The 19,306-nt window shown below is 68.8% G+C and carries 18 protein-coding genes and 1 pseudogene; 10 read left to right on the top strand and 9 right to left on the bottom strand.

The features are described from left to right. Positions 1-6: 6 nt before the first annotated feature. From J2853_RS13895 to J2853_RS13870, 6 genes are all read left to right on the top strand, one after another. Positions 7-885 carry a universal stress protein gene (locus tag J2853_RS13895; RefSeq protein WP_307557950.1) on the top strand — a complete coding sequence of 293 codons (879 nt, stop codon included), beginning with the start codon at positions 7-9 and terminating at the stop codon, positions 883-885. Then, on the top strand, positions 872-1,354 hold the full coding sequence (locus J2853_RS13890) for a CBS domain-containing protein (protein WP_307557949.1): 483 nt from the start codon (positions 872-874) through the stop codon (positions 1,352-1,354). Before J2853_RS13895 ends, J2853_RS13890 begins: the two co-directional genes overlap by 14 nt. A gap of 79 nt (positions 1,355-1,433) precedes the next feature. After that, positions 1,434-2,249 carry a universal stress protein gene (locus J2853_RS13885; protein ID WP_307557947.1) on the top strand — a complete coding sequence of 272 codons (816 nt, stop codon included), beginning with the start codon at positions 1,434-1,436 and terminating at the stop codon, positions 2,247-2,249. Between the two features lie 42 nt (positions 2,250-2,291). Further along, the gene (locus J2853_RS13880) at positions 2,292-2,600 is read left to right on the top strand and encodes a hemerythrin domain-containing protein (RefSeq protein WP_307568673.1); all 309 of its coding nucleotides are present in this window, start codon (positions 2,292-2,294) and stop codon (positions 2,598-2,600) included. A 144-nt stretch (positions 2,601-2,744) separates the two neighbouring features. Then, on the top strand, positions 2,745-3,407 hold the full coding sequence (locus J2853_RS13875; protein WP_307557945.1) for a CBS domain-containing protein: 663 nt from the start codon (positions 2,745-2,747) through the stop codon (positions 3,405-3,407). 13 nt (positions 3,408-3,420) lie between these two features. Beyond that, the gene (locus J2853_RS13870) at positions 3,421-4,413 is read left to right on the top strand and encodes an Acg family FMN-binding oxidoreductase (RefSeq protein WP_307557943.1); all 993 of its coding nucleotides are present in this window, start codon (positions 3,421-3,423) and stop codon (positions 4,411-4,413) included. A 542-nt stretch (positions 4,414-4,955) separates the two neighbouring features. Here the strand turns inward: J2853_RS13870 and J2853_RS13865 are convergent. The 3 genes from J2853_RS13865 to J2853_RS13855 all read right to left on the bottom strand — a co-directional run bounded on the left by J2853_RS13865 (position 4,956) and on the right by J2853_RS13855 (position 7,039). After that, positions 4,956-5,606: a flavodoxin gene (locus J2853_RS13865; RefSeq protein ID WP_307557940.1), complete on the bottom strand. Its 651-nt coding sequence runs from the start codon at positions 5,604-5,606 to the stop codon at positions 4,956-4,958. Positions 5,607-5,688: 82 nt separating this feature from the next. Next, positions 5,689-5,997: a hypothetical protein gene (locus tag J2853_RS13860; protein ID WP_307557939.1), complete on the bottom strand. Its 309-nt coding sequence runs from the start codon at positions 5,995-5,997 to the stop codon at positions 5,689-5,691. Between the two features lie 64 nt (positions 5,998-6,061). Continuing rightward, positions 6,062-7,039, bottom strand: a complete 978-nt coding sequence (locus J2853_RS13855; protein WP_307557937.1) for an aldo/keto reductase — start codon at positions 7,037-7,039, stop codon at positions 6,062-6,064. Positions 7,040-7,297: 258 nt separating this feature from the next. Between J2853_RS13855 and J2853_RS13850 the strand changes: the two genes are divergently transcribed. After that, entirely contained in the window at positions 7,298-7,558 is a 261-nt protein-coding gene (locus J2853_RS13850; RefSeq protein ID WP_307569049.1) for a hypothetical protein, read from the top strand. Positions 7,559-7,618: 60 nt separating this feature from the next. Further along, a complete protein-coding gene (locus J2853_RS13845; protein ID WP_307557936.1) occupies positions 7,619-7,993 on the top strand; it encodes a substrate-binding domain-containing protein in 375 nt (124 codons plus the stop codon). Positions 7,994-8,377: 384 nt separating this feature from the next. Here the strand turns inward: J2853_RS13845 and J2853_RS13840 are convergent, their stop codons facing one another. Next, complete coding sequence (locus tag J2853_RS13840) at positions 8,378-9,463, bottom strand: phosphotransferase family protein (protein WP_307557934.1); 1,086 nt, start codon at positions 9,461-9,463, stop codon at positions 8,378-8,380. A 281-nt stretch (positions 9,464-9,744) separates the two neighbouring features. On the opposite strand from J2853_RS13840, the pseudogene J2853_RS13835 reads away from it, so the two are divergent. Then, positions 9,745-10,209, top strand: a pseudogene (locus J2853_RS13835) (IS5 family transposase); the annotation flags it as partial. Between the two features lie 282 nt (positions 10,210-10,491). On the opposite strand, the gene J2853_RS13830 reads toward J2853_RS13835, so the two are convergent. From J2853_RS13830 to J2853_RS13810, 5 genes are all read right to left on the bottom strand, one after another. Further along, positions 10,492-11,175 carry an MFS transporter gene (locus J2853_RS13830; protein ID WP_307557932.1) on the bottom strand — a complete coding sequence of 228 codons (684 nt, stop codon included), beginning with the start codon at positions 11,173-11,175 and terminating at the stop codon, positions 10,492-10,494. Between the two features lie 339 nt (positions 11,176-11,514). Next, on the bottom strand, positions 11,515-12,543 hold the full coding sequence (locus tag J2853_RS13825; RefSeq protein ID WP_307557930.1) for a peptidase: 1,029 nt from the start codon (positions 12,541-12,543) through the stop codon (positions 11,515-11,517). Positions 12,544-12,561: 18 nt separating this feature from the next. Beyond that, complete coding sequence (locus tag J2853_RS13820) at positions 12,562-13,083, bottom strand: hypothetical protein (protein ID WP_307557928.1); 522 nt, start codon at positions 13,081-13,083, stop codon at positions 12,562-12,564. Between the two features lie 270 nt (positions 13,084-13,353). Continuing rightward, entirely contained in the window at positions 13,354-13,716 is a 363-nt protein-coding gene (locus tag J2853_RS13815) for an Imm49 family immunity protein (protein ID WP_307557926.1), read from the bottom strand. Positions 13,717-14,047: 331 nt separating this feature from the next. After that, positions 14,048-17,938, bottom strand: a complete 3,891-nt coding sequence (locus J2853_RS13810) for a S8 family peptidase (protein ID WP_307557924.1) — start codon at positions 17,936-17,938, stop codon at positions 14,048-14,050. A gap of 179 nt (positions 17,939-18,117) precedes the next feature. Between J2853_RS13810 and J2853_RS13805 the strand changes: the two genes are divergently transcribed. After that, positions 18,118-19,134 (top strand): helix-turn-helix transcriptional regulator, encoded by a 1,017-nt coding sequence (locus J2853_RS13805; RefSeq protein WP_307557922.1) that lies wholly within the window; start codon positions 18,118-18,120, stop codon positions 19,132-19,134. Positions 19,135-19,306: the final 172 nt, after the last annotated feature.

Here is a 19,306-nt window from a genome sequence, read left to right as displayed (position 1 = left end):
GTCGATATGACAGCGCAGGTAGTGGTGGGCGCGGACGGCTCGTCTCCCGCCGATGACGCGGTCGAGTGGGCCGCCGATGACGCGGTGCGGCGCGGGTGCGCGCTGAAGATCGTTCATGTGTGTGAGCCGTGGACCGGTGATATCCCGCTGCAGACTCCGCCGGGGTTTCGTGACTCCATCACCGAATACGGCCAGAGCGTGCTGGAGAGCGCGGCCGAGCTGGCGCGTGGGCGCGCCCCGCATCTGGAGGTGGATACCGTGCTGGAGGCGGGCCGGGTGGCGGAGGTCCTGCGAGGTGAGGCCGAGGACGCCGAACAGGTTGTGGTGGGCAGCCGCGGGCTGGGCGGATTCACCGGGTTGCTGCTTGGATCGGTGTCTTTGGCTCTGGCCGGGCAGGTGGCCACTCCGGTCGTGGTCGTCAGGGGCGCATCGGAGCAGACCCGCGGTCAGATCGTCGTGGGTTTCGACGGCTCGGCCCACTCGGAGGCGGCGCTGGCGTACGCCTTCGAGGAAGCCTCCCGCCGCCAGAGCAAGCTGCACGCGATCCACACCTGGCAGATGCCCGTCGTAGGACCGGGCGCCTTCGTCTACACGTCGCTGATCGAGGACATCCGGGCCGCCGAGCGGCGCGTTTCCACGGACACGCTTACTGCCTGGTGGGAGAAGTATCCGAAGGTCGAGGTCGAGCAGACGGTGGTCTGCGGGCACCCGGTCGACGTCATCTGCAAGGCCTCGGCCGCCGCGGACCTGGTCGTCGTCGGCTCCCGAGGGCTGGGAAGGTTCGGCTCGGCCATGCTGGGCTCGGTCAGCCACGGGATCTTGCACCACGCTCGCTGCTCCGTCGCGGTGGTGCCGCCGTGGGGGAGGTGTGATGGATCCACATAACGTCACGGTGGCGCAGGTGATGAGCCGGACGCTGGTCGTCGTCGAAGACGACGAATCTCCGCTCCTGGCCTGGGAGATCATGCGCCGCGCGGGTATCCACCACCTGCCGGTCGTCGACAAACATGGCTGCCTGCGCGGGGTGGTGACCCGCGAAGACCTCACCGCCCACTGGTCCGGTGGCCCGATCGAGCAGTCACGCATGCAAATCCACGCGTTGCTGGCCGATCGCCGTTGTCCGCACACCACTCCCGGCACGCCCCTGGCCAACGCCGCGGCAGCCATGATCGACGCCGGTGTCGACGCGATCGGGGTCCTAGGGGAGGACAGGAAGCTGATGGGGATGATGACCGTCACCGACGTGCTGCGGGTCGTGGCCGGCCGCATCACCGAGGACAAGGAGCCGCCGAAGCTGATGACGGGGATGTTCCGGCTGGTCCCGGTACTGCCGTCCCACGCCCCCGTGGGATGACGCAGAGCTCATTTCGCCGATTCACTCCCCTTACCGACCTTCGATGCGACGTAACGATCGCACCTGAGTGGGTGTGCCCATGAGACGAGAGATCATCGTCGCGTTCGACGGATCGCCACACAGTCGCAGCGCCATCGAGTGGGCGGCGAGGGAGTGCAGGGCGCGACGAGCGGAGTTGACCGTCTGCCATGTCTGGGACGGTCCCCGCGCTGAGTGCGAGGCAGTGATCACCGAGCAGCAGCGCAGGCTCGCGGGCCGCATCCTGTTCGACGGCATGGGACTGGCTGAGCGGCTGCTGTCCGGCCGGGAGGTGCGTTCGATCCTGATCCGGGGAACCCCCGGGCCGGAGTTGGTCTCGCTCAGCCGGGCGGCGGAGATGCTGGTGGTCGGCTCCCGGGGCCTCGGCGGAGTCGCTGGACTGCTGATCGGCTCGGTGAGCGCCCACGTCGCCGCCCACGCGCTCTGCCCCGTGCTCGTCATTCCGCAAGCAGAGCCGGCCTCGCGGCCGTGTCCCGCGACCGTCGTGGTGGGAGTGGACGGATCCACCGGCTCGCTGGCGGCCCTGAGGTTCGCGCTCGGGCATGCCCGCATCCACCGGTTGCCGGTGCACGCGATTCATGCGCGGGCACAGACCTCGCCGCGGCCCGAGCAGGAGGTTCAGCAATGGGTCGCCGAGGCCATGGCCGCGCTGCCCAGAAACCATTCCAGCCCGGTCGTCACCACCAGCACCTTCAGCGAACCGCCGCTCGCCGTCCTGTTGTCCCACAGCCGCCACGCATCGCTGCTAGCCGTCGGATCCAGAGGACTGGGCCGTGTCCGGGCCCAGATTCTCGGCTCGGTAAGCCAGGAGCTACTTCGGCGAGCCTCATGCCCGGTGGCGGTGGTCCGGTCGTGACCATCGAGACAACCGAACGCAGTCAACTCACGAAGCGGCCTCCTGCGGGAGGTCCATGGATTTCTCACCGAACGCCTGCTCCCGCACGAACGAGCTGAGGAACAGCGGCTGTATCCGGCGATGGGGCACATTCTCGGCGGTCCCGAGGTCACGATGACCATGAGCAGGGCGCATGCGGAGATCGAACGGCTCGTGCGCCGGCTGGGCCGCCACCTCGCCCTCGCCGAGGACGGCGGAGTGCGTCCGGAGCAGCTCGACGATCTGTGCGCCTGCCTCTACGGCCTGCACGCGGTGCTCCTCCTGCACTTCGACCAGGAGGAAGAGGCCTACTTCTCTCTGGCCTCTCTTTGACCGCGGGTTCACCGGCAGGGCGAAGCTCATCTTGTGAGGGCAGCTCACCCAGAGCAGGACAGACCATAAGTCCTCCTGATCAGGGACTTTCGCCGGTGACGCTTTCCGAACCGCTCCGTGATTGTCGTAGTGAGGAGGTTCATCATGAAGGTCGGAGAAGTCATGGGCGACACGGTGGTCGCGGTGCGGCCGGAGACGTCGTTCACCGAGATGGTCGACGCCATGCGGCGCTTCAAGGTCGGCGCACTCACCGTCATCGACGCCGACGATCACCCCATCGGCGTGGTCTCCGATGATGATCTCCTGCTCCGGGAGACCGATTCCGGCGGGCGCTCAATCAGCGTCTTCGATAGCTACAAAAGACGTCAGGAGCACCGCAAGGCAGCGGGCGGCACGGCCAGAGAGGTGATGACCACCCCCGCGATCACCATCACGAAGGACACCGCCGTCCAGGACGCGGCACGGCTGATGCACCAGCACCGCATCAAGCAACTGCCCGTGATCGACGCGTCCACTGGACACATCACCGGCACCGTCTGCCAGAGCGACCTGCTCAAGGTCTTCATCCGTCCGGCCGAGGAGATCGAACGCGAGGTCATCAAGGTCTGTAACCAGCTCTACATCAACCCGGAAAAGCTGATCGTCGGCATCGAAGCGGGCGTGGTCACGCTGACGGGCCAGATCGGGTTCCGCTCACAGATCGCACGCCTGGTCGCCGCGGTCCGTGGGATCGAGGGCATCCTCGACGTCGAAAACGCTCTCACCTACCGATCCGATGACCTGGCCCCTATTCCACCATTCCTGTGACAGAGGTGAAATCATGAACGTCCGTGCAACCGAGGAGATCGCCTCGGTGGTCCGTGCGGCGGTTGAGGCCGCCAGGTGGGCGCCGTCGGTGCACAACACCCAGCCATGGTCCTTCGTCGTCGACGGTGATGAGATCGCGCTGCGTGCCGACAGCGACAGAAAGCTGCGGGTCGGCGACGTCGCCGGCCGGGAGTTGCTGATCAGCTGTGGTGCGGCCCTGATGAACGTGCGGCTCGCGGTGCGCGCGCTCGGTTATGAGCCGCGGGTGCGCGTGCTGCCCGACCCCGACCGCCCGGCCCTGCTGGCGACGGTACGGCCGGCTGCGGCCGTGGCCGCCGACGAGGACGCCCTGCTGCTGCATGCCGAGATCGAACGCCGCCGCACCCACCGGGCCGGCTTCACGAAGCTGCCAGTTCCTGAGCGCCTCATGGAGGTGCTGGTGGCCGAGGCGAGCACCGAGGGGGCGCGCCTGACGCCGGTCCGCTCCGAGCCGGCCGTCCGGGTGCTCGCCGCGATCACCTGCGCCGCCCAGGACGTGCAGTCTCAGAACCGGCTGCTGTCGCTGGAGCTGATCCGCTGGGCGCGGCCGCCGGGAAGCTCGCGCAAGGACGGGGTGCCGGCCGAGAGCTACCCGCGCGAGCCCCGGCGGACTCGCCCGCACTTCGCCCAGCGTGACTACGCCCACGGCCATCCCTGGGGCAGTGACGCCGACCAGTTCTTCTCCGCCTCCACCGGGGTCGTGGCGGTCCTGACCACGAAGGGCGACTCCCGCCAGGACTGGATCGCGGCCGGCCAGGCACTGCAGCGTGTCCTGCTGCACGCCTCCGCCCACGGCCTCAGCGCGGCCTTCCACACCCAGGCGTTGGAGATGTTCCACCTGCGGGAGTTTCTGCGCCAGGAGCTGTGCTCGCAGGAGTACCCTCAGATGATCATGCGTCTGGGCATCACCTTCGACGACACCAAGGGCGTCCGGCGCCCGGTGACCGACATGCTGGAAGAACACTGACCGAACCGGGCTGAGAAGCCCTAAAAATGATCTAGGAATGCCGGTGATCATTTACAGGTTGATCACCGGTGCGAGGAAGGGGGAGCAGCCTGGATCGGGTCTGTCAATCAAACGGCTCTGGCACGAATTCGGTGGTGACCGAGCGTGTGGCCTGGCAGGGTGATCTTGGTGTGCTTCGAAGATCTTGAGAGTGCTGTTCCCGCAGTCGGCCGATTCTCTACAGTCCCGCCACGTTCTGAGCGGTGGGCGGACCACGAGATGGCCCGCTGCAGGGCCTCGGTCGGAGAGGGTGCTCGTCATCCGATACCCGGGCCAAGTTCTCGGCGAACGCGAGGCACTGCAACGCGGAGGTACGGTCACGTGAGAAACGACTGTCCAGGCTTTGGAATCGGTCACGGTACTCACGATCGACGTCATGAAGTTCGCCGACTCTCTGGAAGGACATCCTTCCGCGTCGCTCGCTTTGATCAAGGAGCTTGGTGCTCGTGCGCACGACGGCTCCTGGGATGTCTTTGCCCCGTAGCCGGAGGAGTTCTGGGCTGTTACCCGGGGTTGCTTGCCGGTGGGCGGGTGGGGCCGGGCGATAGGGGGAGAAGGCCGAGGCGCCCCAGCCATGCTTGGACGTCGGCGTCGGCGTCGTTGACCTGCTCGCCGCGGACGGCGAGGCCTTCGGCGAAGATCGCGCCAGGGCATGAGGCGGCGTAGCCGCGTGCCGTGGTTCCCAGCCCGCTCATCGCGTGGGTGGTGAAAGGGATGACGGTCTTGCCGCGGAAGTCGAGTCCCTCGGTGAACGTCGACATGATCATGGGTGCGCGGACGTTCCAGATGGGGCTGCCCAGCAGCACCGTGTCGTAGCGATCCATCGACGGCGAAGGGCCGTCGACGGCTGGACGGGCGTCGGCGTTCTGCTCGCGGACGTTGCGCTCGACGGTCGGGGAGTAGCCATCGGGGTAGGGATCGGCAGGCAGGATGCGGTGCACATCGCATTCGATGTGCCTGCTGATCATCCGAGCCAGCACTTCGGTGTTGCCGACCGTGAGGCGAGTGCGCCCACCGTAGTGGTAGTTCTCGCCCGCCCGGGAGAAATCGGCCAGGAGAACGGCCCTGCCCGATGGTGAGGGCGGGACCCGGTGTTGCGTGGCCGGACGCGGCGAGAGCGCGGAGCAACCGCTCACCTGCATGCCGGTGATCACGGCCGTTCCTGTGATGAGTGCGCCGCGAAGGAGCGAGCGTCGCCCCGGCGCGGCGGACGGCGTGTGTCCCATCTCGGCGCGGTCAGTCGACGCGTCTGGTGCCGAGCCGGCCGGCGATGGCGGGGTCGCGGTGGTCGAAGTCCAGCGAGGACCCGGTGTCCGGGGCGGCGATGCGGGCCATCTGGTCGTCGGTGAGCTCGAAGCCGAAGACATCGAGGTCGTCGGCCATCCGGCCGGCGTCGGCCGACGTGACGTCACCGCGATCTGCCGCTGGATGAGCCGGCGGAGGCCGGCGCGTCGGTGACGGCTCGGTCTCATCCGGCGGGATCTGGAAGACGCCGAAACCCAGGAGGGGCATCTCCAGGCCGTTGTCCAAGGTGACGCTCTGCATGGGTTGCCCTTTTCGTGGGGGGTGGTGAGGATGGCACGGACGGGGCTCGGGCCTGTGACGTGGGTCAGCGCTCCAGCATGCGCAGGGCGGCCTCGGTGTGGGTGTCACCGGAGGCCGGGGGCAGGCCGGCGAGCTTGGCGAGTTGTTCATCGGTCAGCTGGACGGCGTCGGCGGCGGTGTTCTCCTCAACGCGGCTGACGCGCTTGGTGCCGGGGATGGGGGCGATGTCGTCGCCTTGGGCCAGCAACCACGCGAGGGCGACCTGGGCCGGGGTGGCGCCGGCCTCGGCGGCGACGGTTTGGACCTCGTCGGCGATACGCAGGTTGCGCTGGAAGTTCTCACCGGTGAAGCGCGGGTTGTCGTGGCGGAAGTCGTCTTCGGCGAAGCCTTCGGTGGAGCGGATCTTCCCGGTGAGGAAACCGCGGCCCAGCGGTGAGAAGGGCACCAGCCCGATGCGCAGCTCGCGCAGCAGCGGCAGCACCCGCTCCTCCAGGCCCCGGGTCCATAGGGAGTATTCCGACTGGACCGCGGTGATCGGGTGGACGGCGTGGGCGCGGCGGATGGTCTCGGGTCCGGCCTCCGACAGGCCGATCGTGCGGATCTTGCCCTGCTCGACCAGCTCGGACAGGACGCCGACGGTCTCCTCGATGGGTGTGTCCGGGTCGACCCGGTGCTGGTAGTACAGGTCGATGTGGTCGGTGCCCAACCGCTTCAGTGAGCCTTCGACCGAGGTGCGGATGTTGTTCGGACTGCTGTCCAGATTCCAGGGGCCCGCGCCGGCGTGTGCGATCAAGCCGAATTTCGTCGCCAGCACCACCTGGTCACGGTGCCCCTTCAAGGCCCGGCCGAGAAGTTCCTCGTTGGTGTAGGGGCCGTAGATCTCGGCTGTGTCGATCAAGGTGACGCCTAGCTCCAGGGCCCGGTGGACGGTGCGGATGGATTCCGCCTCGTCGGTGCCGGCGCCGGTGTAGCCGTGCGACATGCCCATCGCGCCCAGTCCGATCCGGGAAACCTCCAGGTCGCGCAGCTTGATGTATCGCATGCCGTTATCTCCTTGTGCAGATGATCTGTCGGGCGTAGCGCGACATTAGGGTGATATGCCCGGTCTGTCGCTCATTGCCATTATTACGTAGGGTAATTACTCGCGTGACATCAGTAGGTTGAGGGCTCGCCTGCCGTTCGTCCTCGCCCATTCAGTCTGCTCTCGCGGCGGTCGCGGTGACAGGCCGGGTGGTTCGGGGTAATGGCAGGGCCCCTCAGATGAATGCCGCGCAGGTCAGCGCGGTGTGACACCGGAGATATGGCACATCGGCACGCCTCTGACGCAAGCGGCCCGGAGCTGGGTCGTTTCCTGTACGCCCGCCGTACCCAGACCAGCCCCGGCCAGGTGGGCCTCACCGTCGGAACCGGTCTGCGCCGGACCCCGGGACTGCGCCGTGAGGAGGTGGCCGAGCCCGGTACCCCCGACCATGACGCGCTGCTCCTGCTGGACATGACCGCCTCCCACCCTGCCGCGGGCCTCTCCACGCGAGACCGGGAACAGCCCAGGACCCAGCCGTGACCGCGCCACTCACCTAACCCTGAGGGCCGCGCGGGTCGTCACGACCGGGCGCGGCGCGTCATGTCCATGCTGCGGCACCACCGCCCGCCCACTGGGTTTCAGTGTCACACCGTGCTGACCTGCCGGAAAGCACGATGGGGGCCCTGTCATTACCCCGAACGGCCCGGCCTGCCACCTGCGCCGAATGAGGGAGAAGGTGGAATCACGGCCCTCTGCAGCATCCCCGCCGACGTTTCGATCGCCGGTTACGACAACACGCTCCTCGCGGCCCTGCCCAATATCGCACTGACGAGCGTCGACCAAGACGGGGCCGTCATGGGGCGCACGGCGGGACGGCTGCTGCTGGAACGCATCGAGGGACGCATGTCGGCGGTGCGCTTCTCCGTGACGCCCAAACTCGTCATTCGCCGCTCGACGGCCCCGCCTCCCATGTGACTTTCGACGAGCCTGGGCGTCGCGGGCGACGCCGCGCGCACACCAGCCCGAGACAATTGGCGGTCACGCCACCGGGAAAGGCGTGAAAAGTTCTTCGGCCGTCGCGCTGTCGGCACGACCGCTCGGCTTCGGTCCCGCACGCGCGGACGCGGCCCGCGTCATACCGGTCGATGCGAAGGACGGTGACGTGAGTACGAGAAAACAGCGGTGAGCCACTGGCGGGGGCGACGAACTCCATGGGTGAGAAACCACACTCTGGAGTTCAGCGTTAAGGAGTCGTACCAGAATGAGCCGGATGGATCGATGCCTGTCTGGTTTGCCGCTTCCCATGCTCGGGCGCAATTACGCGGGCGTCCGGGACCCGCGATTCGGCCGGACGGCTTGTCAGTGGCCCGCGGCGCCTACTCCGGCCGCAGATGCCCAGGACAGGGCGCGCAGGCATCCCGAGCGGATGTCATCGAGGTGCGGGGCGAGTTCTCCCGGGGTCTCGCCTTGGAAGCCCTGGCGTACTGCGGTCAGGCCGGGGCCGAGACGTAGGTGTAGTCCCCAGGTGAGGTGGACAGTGGCGAAGCCGAGGGCGGCGGAGTGGCGCATCTCGGTGTCGGCCAGGTCACTGAGGGCTTGGCTGTAGACCTCGAGGAGGGCCGGCTCGTTCAGCTCGCCGTGGCCGCCGAAGGCGCGGTAGAGAGAGACGAAGGTGCCAAGGTCGAAGCCCACGGGGCCGACGCCGACGTGCTCCCAGTCGATGAGGACGAGGGCGTTGTCTCGGTCCAGGCCGGCATTGCGCGGAGTGAGATCGCCGTGGACGAGAGTGGTGGGTAGCGTGGCGGCGCGTGAGTTCAGCTCCGCAGCCGCGTCCAGGCAGGTGTGCAGGGCGTGGACCTGCTCGCGAGTGAACAGTGCCTTGAGCTGCGGCTCGTGGGCCAGGGCGTCGAGGTTGTCGTGGCCGGCTGGGATGTGGTGGGTGTAGGCGGCGTAGCCTTCGTGCTCCAGCCAGGGGGTGTCGAGGAGGTCGGGGTGCAAGGCTCCTGGGACATATAACAGCGCGGTGCGCAGGGCGGTCGTTGTGGCGGTGGTGGGGTTCCAGGGCTGGTGCAGGGCAGCGCCGATGTCGCGCATGACAATCCAGGCGAGACCGTCGTGGCTGACCACGGTCGCGTCCGGCGGTGTGGCCAGGCCGCGGGGCAGCAGAGCGGGAATGCCGCTGCCGAAGAAGTGGGCTTCGCGGCGGTCCAGTTGGCCATCACGCGAGTCGAGCAGGGACTGGTGACCCCAACCGGGGATCTTGACGATCCACTGGGACGGGCAATCGTCTGGTGCGGTGGTGCTCACCCCAAGGACTGCTGCCTGTCCCAGTCCGGGCGACAGGTCCCGCACCGAGAGCACGCGCGTTCCGGCTCCCCATGCGCCCTCATGGGATGCGAGGACGGCCTCGATCGTCTCAGCGCCGGGCAGGTCACGGTCGGTCATCTACTTCCTTCCTGACGTGGTCCGCGAGTGGGTCTCGGACGAAGAGCATCCGACCACAGGTGCGACGGGAATGTCATGCCGGTTTCGGCACGACCCCGGTCGCTGACGCTTCGCCAGGAGGTTCTGCCAGGCAGGCGTGGGGATAGGGGGATAGGCAGAGGGGCAGGTAGTCGGCGGCGGCCTCGGGGGTAAGCGGCGCCGGTTCGGTGACAGCGGCACCGGTGACTACGTGCCTGGCGTCCTGGACGGCTTGCTCGTATTCCGCGTCAGAGCCTTAAAGGGGGGCGCAGGCCGGGCCGTCCCCGGTCGATCGAGGACGGGCCGGCGGCAAACACCACCTGATCACCGACGCCACCGGCATCCCACTGGCTGCCATCTTGACGGGCGGCAACCGCAACGATGTCACCCAGCTGGTGCCGCTATCGGAGGCGATCCCGCCGGTGCGCGGCAAGCGCGGACGGCCCCGCCGACGGCCCGACGTCCTCTTGGCCGATCGCGGCTACGACTACGACAAGTACCGCAGGCAGGTTCGCGCCCTGGGCGTTCGCCCGCTCATCGCACGGCGCGGCACCGAGCATGGCTCTGGCCTGGGTAAACACCGCTGGGTCGTCGAGCAGGCCTTCGCCTTGCTCCATCACTTCCGCAGGCTGCGCATCCGCTGGGAAGTTCGTGACGACATCCACGAAGCCTTCCTCAGGCTCGGCTGCGCCCTGATCTGCTGGCGCCGTCTCAGCTCATTGTTTTAGCAGTTCTTAGGAGGGCGAATGTCATTCCCCCGGAGGCGTGTAGACGGTGTCGCCTGGGCGCATCATGACGATCTCGCCGCCGCGCGCCTGCTCCGGCCCGACGCTTTCGGCGTCCCAGAGGGCTTCCCGATCAGATCGGCAGGCGCCGCCCCATGGACAAAGCAACGAGTGGTACGACGGTGACGGGGTCCCTGCCACCGGTCGCGTCCAGCGTGACCAGCCGCTCCTACGTCGCCTGCTGCGCCGCCCGACCGCGAGTGTCGCCCGGCTGGGGGAGGGCTTTCACGGTGCTGATTGCGGCGGGCGCTGGAGGAGCACACCAGGCCGTCCACCGTGCTTGTCCTTTGGCGGGTATGGCTGATGACCGGGGCAGGAGAGCGGGGGGCGATCTGGCGATGGGGGAGTCGTCGGCGAGGGTGCACGTGGCCGAGTTGGCGTCATCTGCGATCCGCAGGCTCTTGTTACGGAGAGGGGATACGCCATCGGATTTCTTGTGGGTGCGGTCGAACAAAGTCCACTTATTAATCTACATTGTAAAGGCATCGTCGGCAGTTCACGCAGATACCGCAGTGGGGAAAGGATCAGCGGCAAGACCGGGATCACCGCACCGATGGCGGCCAGCCACAGTGTGGGGGGTGGTCCGAGTAGTTGGCCCAGCACGCCGATGAGGGCGCCGATCGGGGTGGTGCCCCAGACGAGGAAGCGCATGGTGGCGTTCATCCGGCCGAGCAGGTGCTCGGGGGTCAGTCGTTGGCGGAAGCCGACCTGGGTGACGTTGTTGACCACGACGCAGCACGAGATCACCAGGTAGGCGAAGGCGGCCACCCACAACAGCCAGCCGGGCTGGGCCATCGGGGTCAGCAGTTGGAACGGTGCGGCGATCGCGATCGGGACCCGGATCGCCGGGCCCTGGCCGATCCGTGCAGCGATCTTCGCGGCCGTCAGCGCACCGGCGAGGCTCCCCACCGAGGCGATCGAATAAAAGAGCCCGATCGTGCCGACGGACAGGTGCAGCTCTCGGGCCAGCCGACCAGGCCGCCCTCGCCCAGGAGCTGTACGACACGCGAGACAAGACCGTCCAGCAGATCGCGGACCTGTTCGGGGTGCCGCGCTCGACGGTGTACGGCCATCTGAGGGACGGCACCGTGCCCCGCCAGCCGAAGAAGGCACTGGAGGGCGTAGTCGGCCCTCCACTGGGCCCATGCCATCAGCCCAAAGTAACTAAGAGTCATATTTTATAACCTGATCAGCCGCCGCGTGCGTCCGGGCCGGTTTGGTCGGCGTTCGCGGCCGATTCGCGAGATCTCACGCGTTGCTTCGTTCCCGGCGTGAACGGCGTTTCCGCTGAATCAGCAGGAACGTGATGGCCGCGAGTGCGGCGAGGACGATGCCGCCGGCCAGCGCCGCCATGGGGTAGGAGCTGGTGTCCATCTCCGCCTTGATCGCTTGCGCCGTCCCTGCGGCGGGGAAGTAGATGGTCGCTTCGGCAGTGCGTTTCGTCAGCCCGCTCTCCAGACGGATGTGGGCGCGCCACGGGCCATCGGACACCTGCTCGGTGAGGGCGGCGGTGACGGATCCGGCATGGCCGGGAGCGAGTGTCGTGCCCGTTTGGAGCGTGTACGGGCCCGCGCTGTGGTACTGGCTGCCGGAGCTGCTGGTCAGTTTCACGTCGCCGCTCAGGTCGAGTGCGCGGCCTCCGGTGTTGTGCACCTGCGCGAGAACGCTCTGCTGACCGTCCGGTGACCGCTGGGCCGTCACGGAGTCGATGGTGAAGTCCGACGCCGGAGGGTTGCCGGGGCCGACGTCCAAGTAGATCCGGATACCGACGCGGTTGACCTGGGCGACGCCGCCATCGCGCGGCGCGGCCTTGGCCGCCTCGGCCCAGATCATGGCGTAGCGCTCTCCGGGAGCGGCATCGTCTGGCACGGTGATGGTCGCGGTAACCGCCGAGCGGCCCTGCGGCGCCAGGGTCACCTCATGCCGGTCCGTGGTGGTCCAGGTGGACAGCTCATTGGCGGTGTGACCGGCGGCGAACTGGAATTTCTGGTTGCGGATCTCCCCCGCGGCCGTGTAAATCGAAACGTGTTTGGGCGAGCCGGTCGTGTTGAACACCTCGACCTGCCGGTGGATGACGGACCCCGGCGCGAGGTGATCGATGATGTAGGCCCAGGCCCGCCTGTCGGCTCGGGCCGCGACCGGTGCTTCGAGCAGGCGGATCCCGATGCCGCCCGTCGATGACTGGGCCGCCGCCTGCGCGGGCTTGTCGAGCGTACCGGCGGCCGGGGCGAGAATCCCGGCCACCAGCAACCCCACGACGATGCTGCGAAGACGCACGATTGTCTCCGGATCCGTTTAGCCGACCGACTGGGTGATGATGCCGGAATATGTTCCTCCGACGGCCGCGGGCGGAATCGTCACAGTGAGCGTCGGATTCCAGGTGGCGGTGTTGTCACCTGTGAGCGCGGTACCGGTGAACGCGACGCGCGGTATGTTGAGGACGCCACCGGGGCCGGGCGTGAAGGTCCCCTCGCCGGTCGTGGCGGTGGCCTCTCCGGGGGAATAGCTGACATTGATGTTCGGGATGGTTTCGGGCTCGGTGCCCCCGCCGGTGGTGAAGTCGGTGGAGATGGCGGTCGCGGTCCAGGAGCCGTTCAGGGTGGCGCGCTCGTCGGTCACCGTGACCGGGCCGATCTGCCCCGAGATATTGGGGGTGCCGGATTCCACCGAGCCGAGGTTCACTGTCCCCGGCGCGCTGATCGTCAGACCGGCGGTCGTAATCGAGAATGTGACGACGGTGTCTACGGCCAGGGCCGGTAGGGCGGTCGCGGTGACCAGGCCGACGGCTGCGGTGACCACCCAAAACGGTTTACGCATTTTTTGATCCAATGTTCAAGCGAGTGTGAAAGGCGAGGCGCAGCTCGGACACTGACCTAAGGGATCAAGCACGTTGACATACTGCTACGCCTCGTAGCAGATGGTAGCTCTCGGTAGTTGCATCAAGATCAAGGTGAAACGCGCGCATTCGCCGAAATGCCGTTTCGTGGCAATGAATTGCCGAAGGGCACAGTCCTCCGGCAATGGGCCCACGAACTACACGCCCCTATCCAGAGGCAATGTCCTGTAGCGAACAGTGCGGTCTCGGTGTTAGCCTCCATCCCCCAGCGGCTCGTTCTCGCGGCGGATGAGCGCCAGGTAGAACGCGGTGAGCCAGTTCCCGGCATGCAAGTAGTCCTGCGGACCGGTCGCGGGGAGCTTGCGCACCTCGTCCAGGGTCCCGACCCGGCAGGTCACCGGGCCCTCCTGCGCGGTGCCGGCGGCGAAGAGCGCGGATCCCACCTGCATGGCCAGGACCCACGACTCCCAGGTTCTGAGATCGCCCGCCACCGAGTCCTGGAGGCAGTGCCACTTCGCCGCCGACAGTGCGGACGGCAGCGCGTCCCAGCGGTCGTCCTCGGACGCCTCGATCCCCTCGACGGCCTCCTGGGCAGCCGCGACCACCGGCTCCATCAATGTGGGCGTCCTGCCCCTGAAGCCCGGTGGACTGTACTCATGGGTCTTCGACGTTGACGAAGAGCAGCTCGCGTCCGCTGCGTTCGCCGTGCGAAGTATGCCCGCGTGAGCCGAGGGGGCCAACGGGGGCACACGGCATCGTGATCAACCGCGAAACATCGAGAACCGTCGAGACGGCCCGTGCGGGTCGCCAAGGTGGCCCTTAGCAGGGTGGCGCCGGACCAGCCGACACGCCCCACAGCGTGCCTCCGCCGCCGGCGAGCCCGCCGAGGAGGGCGGCGGGCCCCCGGACAGGACGTCCGGGGGCCCGGCGGGGCAGGTGAGGGGTTCAGCGGGTGGTGTAGGCGCGGATCACCTCCTGCCTGAGGGTGTTGCCCTGCTTGTCGGAGGCGTTCAGCCGCAGGGAGACGAAGCCGTTGCCCCCGGACTCCCGGTCGAGCTGCGCCCGGTAGGACCCGGCGCCGGTGGAGGTGAGCCGCCGTACGGGCTTCCAGCTCGCGCCGTCGTTGTACGACACCTCCAGCGCGACGTCCTTGACGGCGCCGCCGGCCGCGCCCGCCTGGTGGTACAGCGTCAGGCCGATGGAGGAGGGGTTGCCCCGGTTCTGCTTGTCGAGCGCGATGTCGTAGTCGGCGAGCAGCAGCGGGATGACGGTCTTGACGCCCTCCGCCGCGCGTTCCGAGGTGAACGTCCAGACCGAGCCGGTCCTCGTGGACAATTTCGCCCAGGTCGCCTGGTTCTCCACGGTGTATTCGACGCGGTAGCCCGCCCTCTCCGCCGAGAGCGCGACGGTGCCCGTGGGCGTGTAGTCCGTCTCCGTGAGCAGTTCGTCTCCCTTGTACACCTTGAACTTGGTGCGCAGTCCCCGCTCGAAGTCGCTCGTGTACGCGGAGGCGGAGTTGCGGCTCGCGTCCACGAAGCCCTTCATGGAGACGAACAGCAGGTCGTCCTCCCTGCGTACCGGGCTGAGCGGGTTGACGCCCGGTGCCAGCGGCTGCTTGAACCAGGTGAGGTCGGTCTTCTGTCCCGCCCGGTGGTAGACCCGCATCACCGGGTCGACGAGCTCCACGAGCGGCGTCTCGGGACGCGGCCACGTGTAGCCGTGCGGCCGCTCGGGCGTGGTCACGCCGCTGTTCCAGCGCACCTCGGAATCCGGGACGATGTAGGTGACCTGGGTGCGGGGCGTACGGGGCCGGGACCGGTTCGTGGTGACCGAGAAGGTGTCCCAGGGCTCGAAGGCCCAGCGTGCCTCGTTCGCCACCACGTCACCGGCGAGTTGGGTGCGGAATTCGGCCTCCTCCCTGGCCAGCGACCTGGTGTTCACGACGTAGCGCAGGTCGTCGGGCACCCGGTCTCTCTCCCGCAGGAACAGGTCGTACTGGTAGGGGCTCACCACGACGCCCTTGGCCACGACCGGTACCGGGACGCGGCGCGCCAGGGCGAGCAGTTTCTCCCCCTCCTCCCGTGACAGCCACACCGTCGGGACGGTGAGCTTCATGACCACCCCGCCCGGGGAGGGGTTGGCGCCGGGGCGGTCGTTGTAGATCGCGACCATTTTCGCGCCCGCGGCGGCGGCGTTGCCGGACTGGACCGCGACCGGGATCGCGTCGCTCCGCCGGATCAGGGCCAGCTTGCCGCGCAGGTTCCCGCCCCTGAGGTCCTCGGGCCTGCCCTGTCCGGCGTCGGCGGCCAGCAGCAGCTCCGTACCGTCCAGCCTGGGCATCTCCTCGAAGTGGTCGCTGAACCACTGCGGCGCGTAGTAGTCGGGGTTCAGCTCGATGCCGGGTGCCTTCATGGTGACGGCGGGCGCTTCGAGGCGCCATTGGGTACCGACGGAGAAGACGCCCTTGGTGACCTTCCTGGTCGGCTGGACGAACAACCGCTCCTCGATCAGCGCCCCCGGCATGAGATACGTACCGCCCAGGATCGGGGTGTTCCCCTTCAGCGCCGACCGGTACCACTTGAGGTACGCGGCGGCCCCCATGTTGCGCTTGGTCTCGTGGTCGGGGGTCTGGACCTTGACCTCGACGGCCTTGCGGGCGTCCAGCACGATCTCGGTGTTCTTGGTGATCCGCGTCTCCGGGTCGCCGACCAGGCTCACGTTCAGCGGCGTCGCGTCCTCGGGCGTGCCGTCCTCCCACGCGGGCATCGTGAAGAGGTGGCCGAGCACGGAGTAGGTGCCCGGCCGCACCAGCAGGCAGGTGCCGGAACCGTACTGATCCGCGGAGCAGGGCAGGGCGGCGTCGTTCGGCAGGACGCGGCCCACGTTCGTGCCCCGCTCCAGGTCGAGCACGCTGAACCCGCCACTCGCCGTACGGCCGTCCCTGGCGATGCCCTTGATCCGCAGCTCCACGCGCGGCTCGTCCATGTTCCCGGTGAGCAGTGTCCGCACGCCCCCGCCCTGCGGCGCGCTCGCCACCAGTTCCTCCCGCAGCAGGCCCATCGGGGCACCGGCGGGGTCGAGCGTGACGGTGACCTCGGCCGTGCCCCCGGCCGGGAGGGTGACCGTCGCCGGTGACACGGTGAACGTCCCGGTCGTCTTCAGCGCGAGTCGCACGGGCGCGGTGGTGACGTTGCGGTAGGTGAGCGTACGGACGACCCGGTCGCCGCCCTTGATGACGTTGCCGAAACCGAGCGCGCCCTCGGAGGCCACGACCGGTACGGCGAGCGCGGCGGCGACGTCCACCCGGCCGCTGCCCTGCTCGTCGACGGTGGCGCCGTCCTGATGCCTGGCCGTGCTCGTCATCAGGGCCTTGAGCTCGCCCGCGCGGATGCCGGGCCTGGCCTGCCGCAGCAGGGCCGCGGCCCCCGCCACGTGCGGGGTGGCCATGGAGGTGCCGGAGACGGCGGTGTAGAACTCGCCGGCCTCCTCGCCGAGCAGCGTCCCCTCGGCCCGTGCCGCGACGATGCCCACGCCGGGCGCGGTGAGGTCGGGCTTGACCGAGAAGTTAGCGGATATCGGGCCTCGGCTGGAGAAGTCCGCTAGCCGGTCGGCGCGGTCCACGGCGCCGACGGTCAGCGCCGACGCCGCGTCGCCGGGGGTTCCGACGCACCCGTCACAGCCCAGGTTGCCCGCCGCGATGACGAAGAGCGCGCCGTGGCGCCGCGTCAGCTCGTCGACGGCCTCGGTGAGCGGGCCGCCGGGCTCCGGGCTGCCGAGGCTCATGTTGACGACGTCGGCGCGCTTCTCGGCGACCGCCCACTCCATGCCGTCGATGATCCCCGACGTGCTGCCTGAGCCGTCCTCGCCCAGCACCCTGCCGTTCAGGAGCCTCGCGCCGGGGGCCACGCCCTTCAGCCGCCCGCCGGAGGCCGCCCCGCTGCCCGCGATGGTGTCGGCGACGTGCGTACCGTGCCCGTGGCGGTCGCCCGCGTCGTTCTCCCCGGTGAAGTCCCGTGCGTCCGCGATCTTCCCGGCCAGGTCGGGGTGGCCCGCGTCCACGCCGGTGTCGAGCACCGCCACGGTGGTACCGGTCCCGTCGAACCCGGCCGCCCACGCGGCGGGCGCGGAGATCTGCGGGACGCTGTGGTCCAGGGCGACCCGTACCCGCCGGTCGAGCCAGATCTTGTCGATCCCCGCCAGCGGGGCGGCCAGCGGGTTCTCCGTACGGTCTCCCTGGCCGTTCTCGCCGCGGGCGAGAGCGGCCAGCGCGCCGCCGAGTCGCGCGGCCTGTTTCTTGTCCACCGACATCCCGGCGCCGCCGATGCTCTCCAGGCGGTGCGTCAGGGTGGTCGCCGGGATCGCGGGCGGTGCCGCGGCGGTGGCGGCGAGGGTCCGGTCGGTGTAGGTCGCGATCAGCGGAACCGTCCCGTCGGCGGAGTCGGCGCCGCCCTGGCCGATCAGCGCCGTCACGTTGAACAGCTCGGGATCGAGCCGGTTCGGGACCAGGCCGATGACGTCGCCCGGGATGACGCTGAGTTCCCCCTTGTCCTCCAGCACCTGGAAGGCCGGGATGTGGCCGCCCTCGCGGGGGGCCGGGGTGACGGTGGCCGTCTGGCGGCCGTCGTCGAGGAGCCTGACGTGGACACGGTCGCCGGTCACCAGCGTGACGTCGAGGGTGTCCGGCTTCGCGGTGAACGTTCTCGGTTCGGCCGCGGCGGTGTCCGGGCCGCCCGGGCTGTTCTTCGCCTGGGCGTTGCCGATCGCGGCGGACGCGGGGGCCCCGAGTGCGACACCGCACGCCGTGGCCACCGCGACGGCCGTCATCCATCTCCGCATCAACGGACCTCCGGAATACGATAAGTAGATCGACCGAATTACTAGCGGCCAAGGGCTGGGCGTGTCCATGCTTCTCGGCTGGCCAGAACATGACTTGTCGCAAACCCGTCACGCGAACGTGACAGGACTCGCCTACGTTCGACTCGCACGGCGAGAAGACTCGGAGGGGGACCGGCGTCATGGATCGGCGGCTGCTGGACGGGCTCGGCGTCACGGCGACCGAGGAGGGGGCCTACCGGGCGCTGCTGCGCCACGGCCCAGCCACGCTGACCGAGCTGGCCGCCGAGACCGAGGCGTCGGTGGCCGGGCTGCGCCGGATGCTGCCGCGCCTTGAGGACCTGGGCCTGGTCGCGCGCCTGGCGGGCCGTCCGTTGCGGCTGGTCGCCACGCCCCCGCACCTCGCGCTGGACGCGCTGGCCGCGCGGCGCCAGGAGGAGATCGCGCACAGCCGCGCGGCGGCGGCCCTGCTGACCGCCGAGGTCGCCGACCGTACCGGGCCGCAGCCCGAGGAGCTCGTCGAGGTCGTCATCGGGCAGGCGGCCGTGGCCAGGCGCTACCTCCAGATCGAGCGCAACGCGACCGAGGAGTTCCTCGTCCTGGTGCACCCACCGTACGCCGTCGACATCGGCGCCGATTTGGAGGAGTGGGCTCCGCGATCCTGGGCGAGGGTCCGGGGGATCTACGGCCCGCGCGCGTTCGAGGACCCGGGCATGTTCGAGCACACGCGGCGGGCGATAGCCGAGGGCGAGCAGGCGCGTCTCGGTCACGTCCCGATGAAGCTGGCCGTGGCCGACCGCCGGGCCGCGATCCTGCCGCTGGGCTCGGAGGAGGACCGGGCGGTGGAGAGCGCGCTCGTCGTGCACCCCTCCGCCCTCCTCGACGCGCTCGTCGGGCTGTTCGAGGTGCTCTGGCGGACCGCCACCCCGCTGCGCCCCGCCGCGTTCCGGTCTTTCGCGTCGGACCTGGGTGAACCTTCACAGGCCGGGGCGCTCCCGGTGGCCCCGCTGGGGGACTTCGACGCGGACGTGCTCGCGCTGCTGGCGGCCGGGCTGAAGGACGACGCGATCGCGCGGCAACTGGACGTCAGCCTGCGTACGGTCCAGCGCCGGGTGCGTTCCCTCTGCGACCACCTCGGCGCGGGCACCCGCTTCCAGGCGGGCCTGCTCGCCGCCCACCAGAACCTTCTGGGCGGCTGACACACCGCCTGTCCAATTGATCATGAATGGCCGGCGGGCCATAACAATCCGCTGAGATCAGGTAGCGCTCAGCGAGGCCGGGTCGATAAGCCCGTGGATACCGATGCGGTGCCGGAGACGCGCTTCACCGTTCGACGTCGGCACCCGAGGTTCAAGCGCGGGGCCGCGAGAT

The sequence above is a fragment of the Streptosporangium lutulentum genome, assembly GCF_030811455.1.
In the GTDB taxonomy this organism is placed as follows: domain Bacteria; phylum Actinomycetota; class Actinomycetes; order Streptosporangiales; family Streptosporangiaceae; genus Streptosporangium; species Streptosporangium lutulentum.
The sequence above is the reverse complement of the archived record's forward strand: the minus strand, read 5'-3'. Positions and strand labels throughout refer to the sequence as shown.

What these genes read in the sequence shown, in the direction of transcription:
- J2853_RS13895 (WP_307557950.1), top strand. Translation starts at nt 7, where the DNA reads ATGACAGCGCAGGTAGTGGTGGGCGCGGACGGCTCGTCTCCCGCCGAT.
- J2853_RS13890 (WP_307557949.1), top strand. Translation starts at nt 872, where the DNA reads ATGGATCCACATAACGTCACGGTGGCGCAGGTGATGAGCCGGACGCTG.
- J2853_RS13885 (WP_307557947.1), top strand. Translation starts at nt 1,434, where the DNA reads ATGAGACGAGAGATCATCGTCGCGTTCGACGGATCGCCACACAGTCGC.
- J2853_RS13875 (WP_307557945.1), top strand. Translation starts at nt 2,745, where the DNA reads ATGAAGGTCGGAGAAGTCATGGGCGACACGGTGGTCGCGGTGCGGCCG.
- J2853_RS13870 (WP_307557943.1), top strand. Translation starts at nt 3,421, where the DNA reads ATGAACGTCCGTGCAACCGAGGAGATCGCCTCGGTGGTCCGTGCGGCG.
- J2853_RS13860 (WP_307557939.1), bottom strand. Translation starts at nt 5,997, where the DNA reads ATGCAGAGCGTCACCTTGGACAACGGCCTGGAGATGCCCCTCCTGGGT.
- J2853_RS13855 (WP_307557937.1), bottom strand. Translation starts at nt 7,039, where the DNA reads ATGCGATACATCAAGCTGCGCGACCTGGAGGTTTCCCGGATCGGACTG.
- J2853_RS13850 (WP_307569049.1), top strand. Translation starts at nt 7,298, where the DNA reads ATGGCACATCGGCACGCCTCTGACGCAAGCGGCCCGGAGCTGGGTCGT.
- J2853_RS13845 (WP_307557936.1), top strand. Translation starts at nt 7,619, where the DNA reads ATGTCCATGCTGCGGCACCACCGCCCGCCCACTGGGTTTCAGTGTCAC.
- J2853_RS13840 (WP_307557934.1), bottom strand. Translation starts at nt 9,463, where the DNA reads ATGACCGACCGTGACCTGCCCGGCGCTGAGACGATCGAGGCCGTCCTC.
- J2853_RS13820 (WP_307557928.1), bottom strand. Translation starts at nt 13,083, where the DNA reads ATGCGTAAACCGTTTTGGGTGGTCACCGCAGCCGTCGGCCTGGTCACC.
- J2853_RS13815 (WP_307557926.1), bottom strand. Translation starts at nt 13,716, where the DNA reads ATGGAGCCGGTGGTCGCGGCTGCCCAGGAGGCCGTCGAGGGGATCGAG.
- J2853_RS13810 (WP_307557924.1), bottom strand. Translation starts at nt 17,938, where the DNA reads ATGCGGAGATGGATGACGGCCGTCGCGGTGGCCACGGCGTGCGGTGTC.
- J2853_RS13805 (WP_307557922.1), top strand. Translation starts at nt 18,118, where the DNA reads ATGGATCGGCGGCTGCTGGACGGGCTCGGCGTCACGGCGACCGAGGAG.